This window comes from Okeania sp. SIO3I5, assembly GCF_010672085.1.
Taxonomy (GTDB): Bacteria; Cyanobacteriota; Cyanobacteriia; order Cyanobacteriales; family Microcoleaceae; genus Trichodesmium.
Genome location: NZ_JAAHHT010000115.1, coordinates 11122 through 28312, shown reverse-complemented (window position 1 = coordinate 28312; position 17191 = coordinate 11122). Strand labels below are relative to the sequence as shown.

General features: G+C 34.9%; 12 protein-coding genes. 11 read left to right on the top strand and 1 reads right to left on the bottom strand.

Annotated features, from left to right (window positions below; all coding sequences use genetic code 11):
* The first annotated feature begins 288 nt into the window (after nt 1-288).
* The 7 genes from F6K40_RS23100 (at nt 289) to F6K40_RS23070 (ending at nt 10296) form a co-directional block, all read left to right on the top strand.
* Entirely contained in the window at nt 289-960 is a 672-nt protein-coding gene (locus F6K40_RS23100; RefSeq protein ID WP_293139449.1) for a hypothetical protein, read from the top strand.
* Nucleotides 957-1889 (top strand): DUF1822 family protein, encoded by a 933-nt coding sequence (locus F6K40_RS23095; protein WP_293139448.1) that lies wholly within the window; start codon nt 957-959, stop codon nt 1887-1889. The genes F6K40_RS23100 and F6K40_RS23095 overlap by 4 nt, the downstream gene beginning before the upstream one ends.
* 1059 nt (nt 1890-2948) lie before the next feature.
* Nucleotides 2949-5522 (top strand): ABC transporter substrate-binding protein, encoded by a 2574-nt coding sequence (locus tag F6K40_RS23090; RefSeq protein WP_293139447.1) that lies wholly within the window; start codon nt 2949-2951, stop codon nt 5520-5522.
* A gap of 80 nt (nt 5523-5602) precedes the next feature.
* Nucleotides 5603-5806, top strand: coding sequence for a hypothetical protein (locus F6K40_RS23085; protein WP_293139446.1), 204 nt, complete (start codon nt 5603-5605; stop codon nt 5804-5806).
* Between the two features lie 73 nt (nt 5807-5879).
* On the top strand, nt 5880-6077 hold the full coding sequence (locus F6K40_RS23080) for a hypothetical protein (protein ID WP_293139445.1): 198 nt from the start codon (nt 5880-5882) through the stop codon (nt 6075-6077).
* Nucleotides 6078-6299: 222 nt separating this feature from the next.
* Entirely contained in the window at nt 6300-7775 is a 1476-nt protein-coding gene (locus F6K40_RS23075; RefSeq protein WP_293139444.1) for an ABC transporter substrate-binding protein, read from the top strand.
* Between the two features lie 307 nt (nt 7776-8082).
* Nucleotides 8083-10296 (top strand): substrate-binding domain-containing protein, encoded by a 2214-nt coding sequence (locus F6K40_RS23070; protein WP_293139443.1) that lies wholly within the window; start codon nt 8083-8085, stop codon nt 10294-10296.
* 315 nt (nt 10297-10611) lie between these two features.
* Here the strand turns inward: F6K40_RS23070 and F6K40_RS23065 are convergent, their stop codons facing one another.
* Nucleotides 10612-10764: a hypothetical protein gene (locus F6K40_RS23065; RefSeq protein WP_293139442.1), complete on the bottom strand. Its 153-nt coding sequence runs from the start codon at nt 10762-10764 to the stop codon at nt 10612-10614.
* 451 nt (nt 10765-11215) lie between these two features.
* On the opposite strand from F6K40_RS23065, the gene F6K40_RS23060 reads away from it, so the two are divergent.
* From F6K40_RS23060 to F6K40_RS23045, 4 genes are all read left to right on the top strand, one after another.
* Nucleotides 11216-11416 carry a cyclic di-GMP-binding domain-containing protein, MshE-related gene (locus F6K40_RS23060; RefSeq protein ID WP_293139441.1) on the top strand — a complete coding sequence of 67 codons (201 nt, stop codon included), beginning with the start codon at nt 11216-11218 and terminating at the stop codon, nt 11414-11416.
* Between the two features lie 346 nt (nt 11417-11762).
* Nucleotides 11763-13460, top strand: coding sequence for a VWA domain-containing protein (locus F6K40_RS23055; protein ID WP_293139440.1), 1698 nt, complete (start codon nt 11763-11765; stop codon nt 13458-13460).
* A 1011-nt stretch (nt 13461-14471) separates the two neighbouring features.
* Entirely contained in the window at nt 14472-15191 is a 720-nt protein-coding gene (locus F6K40_RS23050) for a hypothetical protein (RefSeq protein WP_293139439.1), read from the top strand.
* Between the two features lie 719 nt (nt 15192-15910).
* Entirely contained in the window at nt 15911-17014 is a 1104-nt protein-coding gene (locus F6K40_RS23045) for a substrate-binding domain-containing protein (RefSeq protein ID WP_293139438.1), read from the top strand.
* The last annotated feature ends 177 nt before the right edge of the window (nt 17015-17191 follow it).

The following is a 17191-nucleotide window of genomic DNA, read 5'->3' as shown; positions in this document are numbered from 1 at the left end:
TCCTTTTGTTCACGAATCCCCAAAATTTCTTGCTCACGAACATCAACAAACCTTTTGTTTACGAACATCAAAAAATGTTTTTGTAGGGACGTTCCATGGAACATCCCTACAATTCCCTACCCCCTAATTTAAAAATTAAAAATCTAATCATATCCCCCAAATCATAAAAAACTTTTGACAGGCAGATATATAAAAAGGAAAGGGTTAAAAATTAAGGTAAGCCAAATATATATTTATGGTTGATGGGCTAAACTCATAACATTCAACCATTATTATAGGACGATCGCCGTGGAAGAGCAACTGCGGGACTTAATTACCCAAATATCTGAATCTCAAAACCCTAGTCCAGAACGTCAGAAAGCTTTAAATAGATTACTAATACTAATCCAACAACTACCAGGATTATATAAGTCATCTCACCAAAATTATCCAGAAGCTTTTAATCGTACTTTAGAATGGGCAAGCAAAAATATTCAAAATTTTAATCCTCGTCCTCCTTCCTGGGAAAAAAGTTTTGTAATTTGGATTAATGGTTATTTGAAATGGCGTGTCCGAGATTTATATACTTCTGAAAATAAATATGAGGAGAGTATAGATAAACCTATTAATGATGATGAAGGACAGTCAACAACTTTAGGTGAAAAATTAGCAGCTAATCCTCTGAGTTTACTAGAAATTAAAATTGCTGAACTACAAGAAGCTAAACGTCAAAGGCAAGGTTTGGCAGTTCAGGAATATATTCAGACAGATCCAGAGTCAAAACTTCAAACATCTCATCCGAGAAAACATCCTGAATGTAATTGTCATATATTAGCCATTCGGTTGTTATTGGAAGAACAAAAAATATCTAATATTTCTAGAGAAGTTAATATTAGTAACCAAACCCTTTATTCTCACTGGAAGCGCAAATGTCTTCCCTTGTTACAAGAAATTAGTAGTAAATTTGGAGAACAATTATGACCCTAACTTTAGCAGAACCATTAACAGTTTTTTTGACTCCTGAAGCTCATCAATACGCCGGACAATTTGCGGCAGAACAAGCTACTCCAGAAAAAGGAAAACAAGTCTATCTAAATACTCTTGCTGTTGTGGCAGTGCAAATTTATTTAAAATGGATAAATATTCAAACAGCTATTCATCAAAGTGATTGTTGGAATGGTGGTTTAAGAGCAATATTTAATGTTGCGGACTTAGTTTTACCAAATATTGGCAAATTGGAATGTCGTCCGGTATTGCCTGGGGAAAAAGAGTTTTATTTACCTCCAGAAGTTACCGAAAATAGAATTGGTTATCTGGCAGTTCAATTTGAGGAAGATTTAAACCAAGTACAACTATTAGGATTTGTTTCTGGAAGAAAGATTGATAAATTTCAAGAGTCTATTTCACTCACAGAAATAGAATCTTTAGACACATTAATTGACGAAATTGATTGGTGTCAAAAATTTGTAAATTTACGGCAGTGGTTCGCTGGAATTTTCCAGGCAGAATGGCAACCTTCAGAATTATTACCAGCTACTAATTTAAGAAGTTCAACAATAGCTACTTCTGAATCTGAAGCACCAACTATTAGTTGTGGAAAGATTATTAATTGGGGTAGTGGAGCGACTCAGCGATCTACAGTATTGGTGGTAAAAGTAACAACTAAATTTGAGGAAGAAGAGGAAGGAATAGATATTTGTGTACGACTCTATCCTGTTGATGAAACTCTTTATTTACCTCCTGGTTTACAAGTGAAAATATTGGATGAGTCTGGTAATTCTGCTATGGAAGCTGAGACGAGGGAAAAAGATGATTGGATACAATTAGAATTTGGCTGTCAAACTCAAGAACAATTTACTATAGAAATAAGTTTAGGCGAGCAATTAATTAGAGAAAATTTTGTAGTTTAATATTATTTTATTGAGTAGGGGGTTCAATAATTAATAATTAATAATTAATAATTAATAATTACCTCTTCATAAAAAGAAGAGGATTGGTTAAAAGGAATTTTTTTCTCCTTGAAAGGAGAGGGGTGAGTTCCCCCCCTTCCCTCCTCCCCCCTTTCAAAACTATGCTTTATAAACATCTTTCTTAACATAAAACTTGACAACATAGACAAGTTATGTTTAAGTCTTGAATCGGCTTTTTCAGGAGAAAAGAGTATTTTTCAATACACTTTTTTATGAATGTAGACAGAATTCTTCCTCCCCCTCCTCCCCATCCTCCCCATCCTCCCCACCCTCCCACAAGGGTTTCAAGAGTTCCTTATAAGGGATAGCTTTCAAAAGGGGGTAAGGGGGTTAGGTTTTTTAACCCACATTTTCAAGCTTGACGCGACAGTAGTAAAAATCTGCATAACTCATACCAACTGGGTAATAATTATTAAATAAGGTTATAGCCATAAGAAATCATTTGTGAGAAAAAACTGTAGGGGTTTGGTTTCCTTTCCCCAAGCGCCAAGGGATTTGGAGACCAAACCCCTACAATAAAATCTTACCGAAAAATTTTGGTTTAAAGCCTCCCCTTGGATAGGGGATAATAAATAAAAATTGTATGCATGAGTCAATCCTCTTCTTTTCAAGGAGAGGTAATTATTAATTATTCATTATTAATTATTAATTGTTGAAAACCTATTTAGGATTGCTATATTCAACCCGTATTAATTACTTAATAATTGAAGTGTCATTACCAAAAAATTAGGTCTAAAGCCTCCCCTTGGATAGGGGATAAAAAAATATTTAATTCAGTATTTCAAGTCTTTGATTTTAGTCGGAGGTTCACTGATAACTGATAACTGATAACTGAAATGACCCAAGCGCCAAGGGATTTGGAGACCAAACCCCTACAATAAAATCTTACATCTTACAATTTAGGATTGCTATATTCAGCCCGTGTTAATTACTTAATAATTGAAGTTTCAGTTCCGTATAGCATTACTTTTAATAATTGGTTCAAGAGGATAAATAACTATGAAAATCATTAAAATTAAACTGATTGATAGTGTTAATGACCGATTTCATGTAACTTTAACTTTAATAGATACTAAGGATACTAATTTTCACTCTATTGATGGTCTTTTGCCATGTTTACCTTCTGAATTAGAAACATCTTTTAAGAAATGGAAAGCAGCTTATTATGAGTTGGAAGATGTGCGAAAAGTAGCAACTCGTATTAGCCCAAAATCAGTCGTTAATTATTCTAGTACGGAACAAAAAGAACAAGTTAAAGTTACTCTTAATCAATGGCTAGATAGTGGTGAAAGTGATTGGCAACCTATACGAGATGAGTTAATTGCTGTTTTAAGTTCTCTGCAATCTTCTGGGGAAGAAACTCGTTTATTTTTGGATATTCAAAATCCTAATTTACGTCGAATTCCTTGGCAAGAATGGAGTTTGTTTGAGTCTCGTTTTCCTCAAACAGAAATTGCTCTTCGAGTTAGAGGTAAAGGCAGATTTAAAGGAGTGCGTAAATTATCGAAAGTAAGAATTATTTTGATAGTTGGCAAGAGTGATGGTATTAATACAGAATTAGATTTAGAGGTAATTCAAAAGTTAAAGGAAAAGGGTGCGGAAGTAAAATGTTTAAATCAACCAACTAGGGAGATTTTATCTAATGCTTTGCGGGAAGAACCTGGTTATCACATCTTAGTTTTTTCGGGTCATAGTTGTAGTAAAGAGGATGGTTCAATTGGTTGGATAGATTTGAATGATCAGGATAGATTAAGTATTGAAGAGTTTAAAAATTCTTTGAAATTTGCAATAGATAAAGGGTTACAGTTAGCAATTTTTAATTCCTGTGATGGTTTGGGTTTAGCAAATCAATTGGCTAACCTTGGTTTATCACGAATTATTGTTATGCGGGAACCTGTTCCTGACATGGTGGCAGTTAAGTTTTTGGAGTATTTTTTTGCGGAGTTTACTAATAATAAATCTCTGTTTGAATCGGTGCGAATAGCAAAAGGAAGATTAGAACATTTTGAAAAGCTCTATCCAGGTGCGATGTGGTTACCTACTATTTGTATTCAAGAAACAGTTTTGTCTAATTCTCTAAGATGGCAGGAGTTAATTCAGCCAAATTTAGCTCAGAAATTTCTCAATAAATTTAAACTGCCATTGGGTTTAACAGCCGGATTTTTATTGGCAATTTTGGCGATTAATTTAGTTAAAAATCAATTTATTTCAACTCCAAAGATACCACCATTACCAGAAATTTCTCAAAATATTAGTCAGGGAGAAAAACTGTTAATTTCTTCAGAGAAAACTCCGGCAAAAGAAATGGGAATTCAAGAGTTTAATAGTGGCAAATTTGCCAGGGCGATCGCTCAGTTTCGTCTGTCTCTCCAAGTCAAGAAAAATGACCCGGAAACTTTGATTTATTTGAATAATGCAATTGCTCAAGAAAAGTCTAATACTAATATTGGGGAAAAGATAGAAATTGCGGTAAGTGTTCCGATAGGTCAGGAGTCAGATATTGCTCAAGAAATTTTGCGAGGAGTTGCTCAAGCTCAAAGCGAATTTAATTGTGGTTTGAATCAAATTTCTCTAGCTATTACAAATATTGAAAATCCACTAAATTGTTCTGGTAGTTTGAATAGTAAATTTTTAAAAGTTACTATTACTGATGATGAATATCTGCCAAAAACTGCAGAAAAAATTGCTCAATCTTTAGTAGAAAACGAGAAAATTTTAGCTGTTATTGGTCACTATTCCAGCGATATGACTTTACAAGCTGGAGATATTTATAACGAAGCTAAACTTGTGGCTATTTCTCCTACTAGCACTTCTATTTATTTGAAAAATTTTAGTAGGTTTGTGTTTAAAATTCCATCAAGTGATGATCGAGCAGCTCAAACTTTATGGAATTATTTGAATCAACAAAATTGGGTAGATAAAAAATTAGCAGTTGCCTATATACCAAGAAATAGTTACAGTGAATCTCTAGCCAAAGAATTTGAGAAATTACTACCAGCAAAATTTGTACATAAATGCAATATTTCGATAGGAAATTTTAGTGCTAGTGACTGTGTAGAAGAAGCCAAAAATAAAGGTGCAGAAATAATGCTTTTGGTTCCTGCTACAGACAGAACTTTGGGTAACGCAATAGGAATAATTAATAATGCTAAAGGATTGAAATTATTAGGAGGAGATTCTGTTTATAATCCCAGAGTATTAAAGGATGCTAGTCAACAAGCATATCAAACAAATTTAACCCTTCCTATTCCTTGGCATCGTTACCCTAATTCTGAGTTTGCTCAAACAGCTAAAAAGTTTTGGAATGCTGAAGTTAGTTGGCGTACTGCTACCTCTTATGATGCGACTCAAACTATTATTAAAGCTGTGGATGAAATGATGGGAAATTATTCTCGTGAACAGTTACAAAGAATTTTATCTAGTCGTGATTTTTCTGTAGAAGGAGCAACAGGAAAAATTAGATTTGGAGAACTAGGCGATCGCTTGTTGCTAGACAAAGATAAATCAGTATTAGTTCAGGTTAAACCTAATGTTAAATCTGGAAAATATCAATTTGTAATTCAGGAGGAGTAAAATTAAAAGAAGTGAAAAAGTAGCAAGAAGTCAGAAGTAGAAAGTAGCAAGAAACTATTATTAAAATTAAAAGAGATGAAATGATGGGAAATTATTCTCGTGAACAGTTACAAATAACTTTATCTAGTCGTGATTTTTCTGTAGAAGGAGTAACAGGAAAAATTAGATTTGGAGAATTAGGCGATCGCTTGTTGCTAGACAAAGATAAATCAGTCTTAGTTCAAGTTAAACCTAATGTTAAATCTGGAAAATATCAATTTGTAATTCGGGAGGAGTCAAATTAAAAGAAGGAAAAAGTAGCAAGAAGTCAGAAGTAGGAAGTAGTCAGAAACTATTATTAAAATTAAAAGAGATGAAATGATGGGGAATTATTCTCGTAAACAGTTACAAAGAATTTTATCTAGTCGTGATTTTTCTGTAGAAGGAGCAACAGGAAAAATTAGATTTGGAGAATTAGGCGATCGCCTGTTGCTAGACAAAGATCAATCCGTCTTAGTTCAGGTTAAACCTAATGTTAAATCTGGCAAATATCAATTTGTAATTCAGGAGGAATAAAATTAACAAAAATCTAAATTCCATAAATTCTAAAAATCAAAGCTTTTTTCCTATTTTTTATTCTGTTTTTCTTTCCCTATTCTCTAAATTAAAATAGCAATTTATTTACTTAGGATAAAATGGGTGTATCTCATCTGTGCAAAAATACTTTTTTTATATTCCCTATTCCCTATTCCCTATTCCCTATTCCCTATTCCCTAAAATTGATATTTACCCGATAAAATGACTCAACAAAATTTTTGGCAGAAATTTATTCATCGAGCTAAGTTACCCTTGGAAGTAGCAGGATTATTAATTGCAATTATTCTGCTACTTCAGGATCTAGGAGACTTAGTAACTCCCTTTCTAATTCGAGATGTTCCAAATATTAATAATAGTATTGGAGAAAAAACTATGTTTCCTTCTGGGGAAATATCCTCAGAAAAAGAATTAGGAATGAGAGAGATAAAAGAGAAAAGATTTAGCAGTGCTATTTCCTATTTTCGCAAATCTCTTAATCTCAAAAAAAATGACCCAGAGACAGTAATTTTTTTGAACAATTCCATTGCTCAAGCAAAAAAAGTCAATCAAGGTAGAAAAATCTTAGAAATAGCAGTTAGTATTCCTGCTGATGGAGAACCTAATATTGCTGCCGAAATTTTACGGGGAGTTGCTCAAACTCAAAGTGAATTTAATTGTGGTTTAGCTGAAATTTCTCTGGCAATAAAAGATATTCAATATCAATTAAATTGCCAAGGTAGTCTCAATGGAAAATTCTTACAAGTCACAATTGTTGACGATAAATATGAACCAGAAACTGCTAAAAAAATTGCTAAATATTTAGTCAAACAAAAAGAGATTCTTGCTGTTATTGGTCACTACTCTAGTCCAATGACTCTCAGTGCCGGAGAAATTTATCACAAAAATAAATTAGTGGCAATTTCTCCTACTAGCACCTCAACTATTTTGTCGAATTTTAGTAAGTTTGTATTTAAGATTTCCCCTAGCGATCGAATTGCTGCTCAAGCTTTATTTGAGTATTTAGAGGAACTAGGAAAATCTCAAAAAGTAGCAGTAGCTTATGTAGAAAATAATCAATATAGTGAATCTCTGAAGCGAGAATTTGAGACGCTCCTACCAACGCAAAAATTTGTGCATCAATGTTATTTGAATGCTGGAAATTTTAGCTCTCAAGATTGTATTGAACAGGCAAAAAAACAAGAAGCAGAAGTAATGTTATTAGTCCCGGCGACTGACAAAACTCTTACTAATGCCATTGGAGTAATTGATAATGCTAAAGGATTAAAATTATTAGGGGGAGATTCTATCTATAATTATCGAGTTGTAAATGATGCTGGAGAAGAAGCAAATCAGAATAATTTGACAGTTGCTATTCCTTGGCATCGTCACCCTAATGATGAATTTAATCAAACAGCTCAAAAGTTTTGGAATGCTGAAATTAATTGGCGTACTGCTACATCTTATGATGCAGCAAAAACTATTATTAAAGCTCTGGATAAAAGTAATGGTAATTATTCCCGTAAAAAATTACAAATAATTTTATCTAGTGGTGATTTTTCTGTAGAAGGAGTAACAGGAAAAATTAGATTTGGGGAGTTAGGCGATCGCTTGTTGCTAGACAAAGATAAATCAGTATTAGTTCAGGTTAAACCTAGTGTTAAATCTGGAAAATATCAATTTGTAATTCTGGAGAAATAAAATTTACAAAAATCTCAATTCCAGAACTTCTAAAAATCAAAGTTTTTTTCCGATTTTTGATTCTGTTTTTCTTTCCCTATTCCCTATTCCCTATTCCCTTAAAATAGCAATTTATTTACCTAGGATAAAATGGGTGTATCTCAGATATGCAAAAATACTTTTTCCCTATTCCCTATTCCCTGTTCCCTATCCCCTATTCCCTGTACTAATTTGAGAATTTCGAGAACAATTTACTTTATAAATGAGTCTAGGTAAGCAAGTAATTAGAGAAAGTTTTTTGGTCTAATAAACAAAACAGGGCGTCAGTATGAGTATTGTTAAAATTAAACTAATCGAAACTAAAGATCATGGGTTTCATGTTACTCTCACTGCTAATGATAATAGATTTGATCCTATGGATGGTTTTTTACCGTCTTTACCATCAGAATTAGAATCATCTTTGAGTGATTGGCAGTTAGCTTATCACCAGTTGGGAGAAGTTCGGAAAATCGCTACTCGAATTAATGTAAAACAAATTACTAATTACTCCAGTTCCGAACAAAAAAGACTGATAAAAACTTATATGAATCAATTAAAAACTGATATTAATCAATGGCTAGATTCTAGTGAGCGTCGATGGCAACCAATCCGAGAAGAATTAATTTATGTGTTTGGTTTATTGAAAAATTCTGGTTCAGAAATTCGTCTATTTCTAGATGTAGAAAACTCAAAACTCCGACGACTTCCTTGGCAAGAATGGAGTTTATTAGCATCTCGGTTTCCTCAAGCAGAAATTGCTGTGAGAGCTAGAGGTAAAGGTGAATTAAAACCTTATCCTAACTGTAGTAATATTAGGGTGCTTTTAGTAGTTGGAAAAAGCGCTGGAATTAATACAAATTTAGATATAGAAATCGTGGAAAAACTACAGGAAAAAGGAGCTGAAGTTATCTGTTTAAAACAACCAAGTCGAGAAAAATTTGCTAATACATTAAGAGAAAAATCCGGTTTTCATATCTTTATTTTTTCTGGTCATAGTCGTAGCGAAGAAGATGGTACAATTGGCTGGATTTCTCTCAATGACTCTGATGAATTAAGTATTGACGAGTTTAATAATTCTCTTAGATATGTAATAGATAAAGGATTACAATTAGCAATATTTAATTCCTGTGATGGTTTAGGATTAGCTAGTCAATTAGCTCAGTTAAGTTTGCCTCGTAGTATTGTGATGCGAGAACCAATACCTGATGAAGTAGCAGTTAAGTTTTTAGAATATTTTCTGGCAGAATTTACTAATAATAAATCCTTATTTAGTTCTGTTCATACTGCTAGAGAACGTCTCGAACATTTTGAGGGCAATTATCCAGGAGCTATGTGGTTGCCAACAATATGTATTCGAGAGTCAGCATTGGATAAATCTTTAACTTGGCAAGAACTTACTGATAATTTAATCCCAAATCCTCAAACTTCTCGTTCGTTGCTGAAGAAAAAAACTTCTTTATATTTATTAGGAGCTATAAGTTTATTGGTAGTTGGTGTAGTAATTGGGTTGCTAATTAATAGAGTAAAACCACCAGAAGAAGTGGGAAATCGACCATTACAACCTTACCCAGAACAACCAGTTAAACCTATATCTCCAGAAGAAAATCAAACCGAACAAACCAGATATTTTGCTGATATTTCTGAGGTTCCTAACGGTAATTGGCTACATGGAGGTAGTACAACTTGGGCACCAATTCGCGGTAAAGTTAATCCAAAAATTCAAGAGGTTTTTCCAGAATTTAAGTTGAATTACAAACAACATCCTAGCTTACCACCAGGTTCAGGAACTGGGATTAAAATGTTATTAAATGGTCAAATTTCTTTTGCAGAATCTTCACGTTCTCTGACAGATACTGAGTTGGAAATAGCCAAAAATAGAGGCTTTCAACTGCAGCAAGTTCCTATTGCTATTGATGGGATTGCTATTGTGGTTAATCACGAACTTGATGTGGCAGGTTTAACTTTAAAACAACTTCAGGATATCTATACTGGTAAGATTAAAAATTGGAGTGAAATAGGAGGATATAATATTGAAATTTTGCCCTATTCTCGTCCTCTTGATAGTGGTACAACTCCTTTCTTTCAAGAAAATATTTTAAATAACAAAAAATTTGGAGAAAATGTGGTTTTTATTCCTACAACTACTCAAGCTTTGCGAAAGGTAACGGCAAATAAAGGTGCAATTTATTTTGCTACAGCTTCAGAAGTTATTCCTCAGTGTGGTGTGAAACCTTTAGCAATTAGTTATGAGTCAGGAAGTGATTTTGTTGCTCCTTACAAAGGTGAGTTTGTACCACCAGAAAATTGTTCAGAACAACTTCGTAATGAGCCTAATTTAGAAGTATTTGAAAATGGAACATATCCCATCACGAGACGGTTATTTGTAATTGTGAAAAAAGATGGTTCTTTTGATGAGAAAGCTGGAGAAGCTTATGGAAAATTATTGTTGACAGATGAAGGGCAAAAGTTAATTGAAAAGGCGGGATATAGTCCGATTCGTTAAAATTCAAAATTCAAAATTCAAAATTCAAAAGTTAGAAGGCGCCAAGTTTCCTTTAAATTCAAAATTCAAAATTCAAAATTCAAAAGTTAGAAGGCGCCAAGTTTCCTTTAAATTCAAAATTCAAAATTCAAAATTCAAAAGTTAGAAGGCGCCAAGTTTCGTTAAAATTCAAAATTCAAAATTCAAAATTCAAAAGTTAGAAGGCGCGAAGTTTAGCAGTGGACTGACACATCTAAAATGGTGCAAGAGGCGTAGGTTGGGTTGACGGAGGAAACCCAACTATTGGATAGTCCTACATTGTAATGGTGAAGATATCTATTTTTTAATTTCTTCTGACACTTCTGAGACTTCCGACACTTCTGAGACTTCCGACACTTCTGACACTTCTGAGACTTCTGAGACTTCCGACACTTCTGAGACTTCCGACACTTCCGACACTTCCAAGACTTCCGACACACTCTCTACCATTACTATGCAGCACCACCAAAGATTGTTGTTGGGTTTCACTCCATTCAACCCAACCTACATTTTAAGGTGTGTCAGTCTACTACTGGACTACTGGACCAGACTTTATTTGCTAGAAATTTTCAGAAAATTCTCCTACTCCTCTGATTAATTAGTAGATGTTCATTTAGGAACCTTCTCTATCTAATGTGATATTCAGAAAGTGAGCATATACCTAGAATCAATAATGTTAATTTTTGTAAAAATTAGCAATATATGTAAACTTTCATATTTGATTGAGGAAGAATATAGTAAGAGACTTGAGTTCCTAAATTTTATTAGTGGAGACATTAAATTTTGCATAAGTCTCCAGAAACTAGCTGATTATTAAGTATTAATTTAGATATTTTATAGATAGAGTCCATTATTAGGTTATCTATACAAAATCACATCAATCTTAAAGAGGTAAAGTACAATGATGAAAATAGGTGAAATTCTGATCCGCAGACAATTAATTTCCCAAACTCAATTAGATCAAGCAATAGAGATTCAGACTTCATGTCGTGAGAAACTTGGAGAACTACTAATATTTCAAGGTTGGATTCAACAAAATGACTTAGAAATAGCTTTAAGAGAACAATATTGGCGACAAAATGGTTATTGGTTAATTGACTAGCAAGAAATTCAAAATTCAAAATTCAAAATTCAAAAGTAAGAAAAATCTGAAAAGTTTTGTAGTTTACTTGATTTGCATAATTTTTGAAACTATAGCTGATGAATAAATATAGCAATCCTAAATGATTTGTGCAAAAAATTGTAGGGGTTTGGTCTCCTTTCCCCAAGCGAAAATGGGATTTGGAAACCAAACCCCTACGATAAAATTTTACAACCTATAGGATTACTATAAAGAACAAAGCTGATTATTCATAAGGCATTCTGTGGGATGCCTATTTTTTTTTCATAAAAAAGAGAGAAATAGCTGATTAATAAGTAGAACAAAATTAGATTACAACGGCAGAAAAATGAAAATCAACTGGCAAAAAATAAATCTAATTCCTGCTTTAGGACTTCTATTTTTGGGAGCTTGCGCTCAGACAAATAATTCCCCAAATTCTTCAGGAATTGAAGTCAAATTTTTAGTAGGTAGTGCTTTAGAAAAATTCTGTAACCAAACTGCTACCCAACTCAATCAACAAAAACCTAAACTTGATAATGGCAAACCTTTTTACTTGAAATGTGAAGCAAAAGGTAGTGGGGATGTGGTGACAGAAATAGTTTCCCTTTCCGAACAATTGAAAAGTGGAACTATCCAAGCAAACGCCCCAGAATTTCCCACCCTCATTTCTGTAGATGGTGAAATTTATCATTCCCAACTCTTGTACAAAATTAATCAACTCTATCCCGGACAAAATTATATTCCTCAAATTACTGATGCACCTTTGTTGGCAAATAGTCCGATGGTATTTATGGCATCACAGGAGGTTGCACCTGGGTTACAGAAACAATCAAATATATACCAAGTTCTCGTCAACGCTCAAACTCACCGAGACTTAGACTCCAGTAGTCCCCAACTGCCAATACATTATGTTCATACTGCCCCCACTCGTTCCAATTCTGGTTTGCAGACTTTGGTGGCGCAGTTTGCCTCCGTTGCCAATAAACGCCCCGAACAACTCACCGTTGCGGACGTGCAACAATATCAACCCCAAATTCAAAAAATTCAAAGCAAAGTTACTCGCTACGGCGTTTCTACCAGTTCTCTAGCTAAGGATATGGTGAAAAATGGTCCGTTTTGGGCATCCATCGCTTCCGTTTATGAGTCTTCTGTTATTCAAGCAAATACTGCTAATACTCAAACTCGCTATCAGGCAATTTATCCCAAGTCTACTTTTACTTCTAATATGAGAGCAATTTTACCAACTGCTCCTTGGGTAAGTGAGGAGGAAAAAGAAGCTGCCGAAAAAGTAATTAATTATTTACGATCGCCTACTACCCAAAAAATTCTGACAGATTTAGGTCTGAGACCGGGGATACCGGGAGTGTCGTTGGGAGCAAAATTTTCTCCTCAATACGGAGTAGATCCCAATGCTAAATATGATTCTCTGCGAACTCCCCAACCAGAAGTAGTTGATGCCATGATTAAGTCTTGGCAGCAGTTTGCGAAGAAACCATCTCAGGTGGTTTTGGTAGTTGACTCTTCTGGTTCTATGAAAGGTGGCAAATTACCAGCAGTTCAAAATACTTTGCGCTACTATATTGAGGGTTTAGGTCCGAAAGAAAAAATTGGTCTAATTGACTTTGACTCTAAAATTCGGACTCCGGTTTGGGTTGACGGTAGTGCAGCAGGTCGCGATCGCGGTTTCCAGTTTATTAGTCGTTTGAGAGCGGAGGGTGGCACTAAACTTTATGATGCTGCTTTGAATGCTAGAAATTTGTTGCAGCAAAATCTCCGTGCTGATGCTATTAATGCTGTGGTTATTTTAACTGATGGGCAAGACTCTGGTTCGAGAATTTCTCTGCAACAACTTAGTAATAATCTCAAACAAAGTGGATTTGATTCTGATAAAAGGATTGCTTTTTTTACTATTGGTTATGGGAAAAAGGGAGAGTTCGATGCTAAAGTTTTGAAACAAATTGCTGAGTCAAATGGTGGTTATTATCGTCTCGGAAACCCAGAAACTATTGTTGATTTAATGTCGGATTTACAAACAGAATTTTAAAATAGGGAGTAGTGTGGGAAGTGTGGGAAGTGTGGGAGGTGTGGGAGGTGTGGGAGGTGTGGGAGGTGTGGGAGGTGTGGGAAGTGTGGGAAGTATAACTTCTGACTTCGGTGAAACGGTATAAGTCATTGCGACTTACACTCCGTGGAAGGAAGCAATCTCACGGGTTGTACAAGATTATTTTCTACAGTCGCGCAGACTACTTCTGACTTCGGTGAAACGGTATGAGTCATTGCAACTTACACTCCGTGGAAAGAAGCAATCTCACAGGTTGTACAAGATTATTTTCTACAGTCGCGCAGACTACTTCTGACTTCGGTGAAACGGTATAAGTCATTGCAACTTACACTCCGTGGAAGGTTTGCGCAGCATGACCTAAGGAAAGCAATCTCACGGGTTGTACAAGATTATTTTCTACAGTCGCGCAGACTACTTTTCAAGCAGATTCTATATTAGACATCTCCAAAAATAAAAATTAAAATCAATTCTTATCCAGAAATTATCAATTTTTCTTCCCTGTTCCCTGTTCCCTGTTCCCTGTTCCCTCTTTTCTGGAGATGTCTATTGGAGAAAAATATGAAATTAGTAAATCCGTAGTTAGGGAATAGGGAATAGGGAATAGGGAATAGGGGAAAAATTTGATGGAGTGCAATAATTGATTGGATTTTTTGGCGTTGGTGAAACACGGTATGATTTCTTGTCCGGATAGCAAGCGCAAACAAAAAACTTTCTCCCTCTACTATTCTTTCTTCTTCTTTCTTTCCTCCTGACTCCTGACTCCTGACTCCTAAATAATTAAGATTAATATCATACACGCGCTTCACCAACGCCGATTTTTTATTATTGGAGATGTCTATAACAATCCTAAATAGGTTCTAATATTTGGTTGTAGGGGTTTGGTTTCCAAATCCATTATGCACTTGGGTTTGGAGAGCAAACCCCTAGGTCTTTTTTTCACGAATCATTTCACATTGCTATCTTAGTTATTGTAAGTCATTATTGGAGGCAAATATGAAATTAGTAAATCCGTTTGATTATCCTATATCTATATTAATAGGTGGAGTTATTTTAGTAGCTGGCGTCCGATTTGTCAGGTTGCCAAATTTGGTAATTTTACCTACTACGGCAGCTATTTCTATGGCAAGTGCTACAGTGTTGAAGTCTAGAGAACCTGATGCTGAAAAATTGGCAAATAAAGAGTTACAACAGGAATTAGAAGTTATTTATGGATTGGCAAAAAGTTTAGCAGAAAAAGCTGAAATCTTGCGTCAAGAAGCAAATCAATTATTAGGTAACGAAGCATTTCAAATGGATTTATTAGTGACAGTTCAATCAGTTTGTAATAGTGCAATTGAATTGCCACAAAAAATTGCAGCATTTTCTCGAAAGTTACCGAAAAATGAGGCGTTATTATCTGTGGATGATTTGCAAAGACAATTATTAGAAGTTAAGAATAAGCAGAAGTCAAGTTATGGTATTTCTCGGCAGCATTTAGAACAATTAGCTGCTAGTTTACAAAGGAATATTCAGTTAGCAAAAGCCGGAAAAGATACTCGGCAAGCAAAAGTTTTTAGTCTACATACAATGGTGCAAGATTCAGCCGGATTATTGCAAGAATTAGAAAATAAATTGCGAAGTGCTAACTTGAATAATTCTGAAGAAATTCAAGAGTTGCGGAGTTTAAGTGATGAATTAAATAGCTATCAAAATAATATAAAAATGTTTCTTTAAATTTAGGGAATAGGGAGTAGGGAATAGGGAGTAGTAATTTGGGAAACAGGGAATAGAAAAGAAGAAAAATAACTGTATCTCTAAATATAATATTTAGTAGCTTATCTAGATTTATTTTGTGTGTAAAAAAACCTAACCCCCCAACCCCCTTCCCTACTAGGGAAGGGGGAGCAGGAGAAGTCCCTCTCCTTGCAGCAAAATTTGTAGTAGACTGTTTCATCTTAAATGCTGCAATAGATGTAGGTTGGGTTGAGGAACGTTAGCGGAGCTTATCCGCAGGATAAACCCAACAACAATCTTTCTCCTGTACTCCCCTACTCCCCTACTCCCCTACTCCCTAATGCACAGTTTTAGCTGAAACAGTCCAGTAGAGTGCGTTAGACGGCTAAATTTTTTAGACTGTAAAAGGCGTTTAACAATCCGTCGCAGGGCACCATTACATAAGTGTCAGTCCACTACGAATTCCTCTATTCAAAAACTACCATAATTTAGGTGATATATTAAGCTTTTAGAGAGTGAATATACACGTAAATCTTAAGGCAACTAGAATGTTTAATATTCCCTCTGTTGGGTGGGTTACGGCAGATAGTTAAGAGTTTAGTCTTTCAGCATAAGTATTGCTGCCCAACCCACCCTAAGCCTAGATTTTTTATCTCATTTACAAACAATCTCTACTCAAATTCTGATTACTTAGTATCACAACAGGAGAATATCTAACCATGACAATTACCAATCATAAATCTCTCAAAAATCGTCGTATTTTTTCTGGAATAATTACTTGTGCAGCTTTGGCTTTAGCTTATGCGCCAATTCCAGGATTAAATCAAAAAATTATAGTAGTTAGTGGTTCAGAACTTGCCGAACCACTCCAACAATTAGAAACTCAATTTGAGCAAAAATATCCCCATATAAATCTTGAATTAAAATTCCAAGGTTCTCAGGATATTGTCAACAATTATCTCGACCAAAAAAATGACTTTAATCCTACTGTTTTAATTCCAGCAAATGCAAAATTATTAGATGAATTAAACCAACGTTGGCAAAGTCAAAATAATACCCAAGCATTCTATCAACAACCAACAGCGATCGCTAAAACTTTCCTAGTAGGAATTGCTTGGCCAGAACGAGGTAAAATATTGTTTCCCAATGGCAAATTTGACTGGCAAAAATTAGAAACAGCAATGACAGCAGGCAACTGGCAAAAAATTGGTGGTAAACAACAGTGGGGTAGTTTTGATTTCGTTACTACTGATCCGACTCGTTCCAATAGTGGGCAAATAACCATGAATTTATGGGCGCTGTCAAAAGGTGACAAAAATTTGAATACACCTGCTGTTGAGTCATTATTTAGTAAGGTTAAACGATCGGTTTATTTGCCTCCCCGTTCCACCGATATCTTGTTGCAAGAATTTATTGCTCGCGGACCAAATGATGCCGATGTAGCAACAGTTTACGAAAGCATCGCCCTCTATCGTTGGCAACAGTCCGGTGCTTCTCAGAATAAACCTTATCAAGTTTATTATCTCAACCCCACTATAGAAACTGTAGCTACAGCAGCGATCGTCCGCCAGAATGTAAATGGAGCAACTGCTAATGCTGCTGGTAAATTTGTAGATTTTTTGACGCAACCAGAACAGCAAAAAGTATTTGTGCAGTATGGTTTCCGTCCTACCCACGGCAATATCGATCTGCTCTCAGTTGCCAATAGTCCTTGGAATCAAAATATTCCTGGCGCTCAGGTTAACCCGCAAATTTCCACTTTACCTGCACCACAACCATCTGTTTTGGGAGAAATTCAAAGGTTGTGGCAACGAGTTCAATAGTTAAAATTCAAAATTCAAAATTCAAAAGACTGATAAATACACTGTATTGACACTGCTAAAAACTCTTAATTTCATGTTATTTGGAACTGGATATTGTCAGTTTGAGATGAGGAAAATTTGTTTTCTGATGTAATATCAAATCCAGTAGTATTGGTAGAAAAAAGCCGAGAAACCGGG

Excerpts from the sequence above, each read along its gene's own strand:
- F6K40_RS23065 (WP_293139442.1), bottom strand. The coding sequence starts at position 10,764 with ATGGTAGAGAGTGTGTCGGAAGTCTTGGAAGTGTCGGAAGTGTCGGAA.
- F6K40_RS23045 (WP_293139438.1), top strand. The coding sequence starts at position 15,911 with ATGACAATTACCAATCATAAATCTCTCAAAAATCGTCGTATTTTTTCT.
- F6K40_RS23075 (WP_293139444.1), top strand. The coding sequence starts at position 6,300 with ATGACTCAACAAAATTTTTGGCAGAAATTTATTCATCGAGCTAAGTTA.
- F6K40_RS23090 (WP_293139447.1), top strand. The coding sequence starts at position 2,949 with ATGAAAATCATTAAAATTAAACTGATTGATAGTGTTAATGACCGATTT.
- F6K40_RS23070 (WP_293139443.1), top strand. The coding sequence starts at position 8,083 with ATGAGTATTGTTAAAATTAAACTAATCGAAACTAAAGATCATGGGTTT.
- F6K40_RS23080 (WP_293139445.1), top strand. The coding sequence starts at position 5,880 with ATGATGGGGAATTATTCTCGTAAACAGTTACAAAGAATTTTATCTAGT.
- F6K40_RS23055 (WP_293139440.1), top strand. The coding sequence starts at position 11,763 with ATGAAAATCAACTGGCAAAAAATAAATCTAATTCCTGCTTTAGGACTT.
- F6K40_RS23095 (WP_293139448.1), top strand. The coding sequence starts at position 957 with ATGACCCTAACTTTAGCAGAACCATTAACAGTTTTTTTGACTCCTGAA.
- F6K40_RS23085 (WP_293139446.1), top strand. The coding sequence starts at position 5,603 with ATGATGGGAAATTATTCTCGTGAACAGTTACAAATAACTTTATCTAGT.
- F6K40_RS23050 (WP_293139439.1), top strand. The coding sequence starts at position 14,472 with ATGAAATTAGTAAATCCGTTTGATTATCCTATATCTATATTAATAGGT.
- F6K40_RS23060 (WP_293139441.1), top strand. The coding sequence starts at position 11,216 with ATGATGAAAATAGGTGAAATTCTGATCCGCAGACAATTAATTTCCCAA.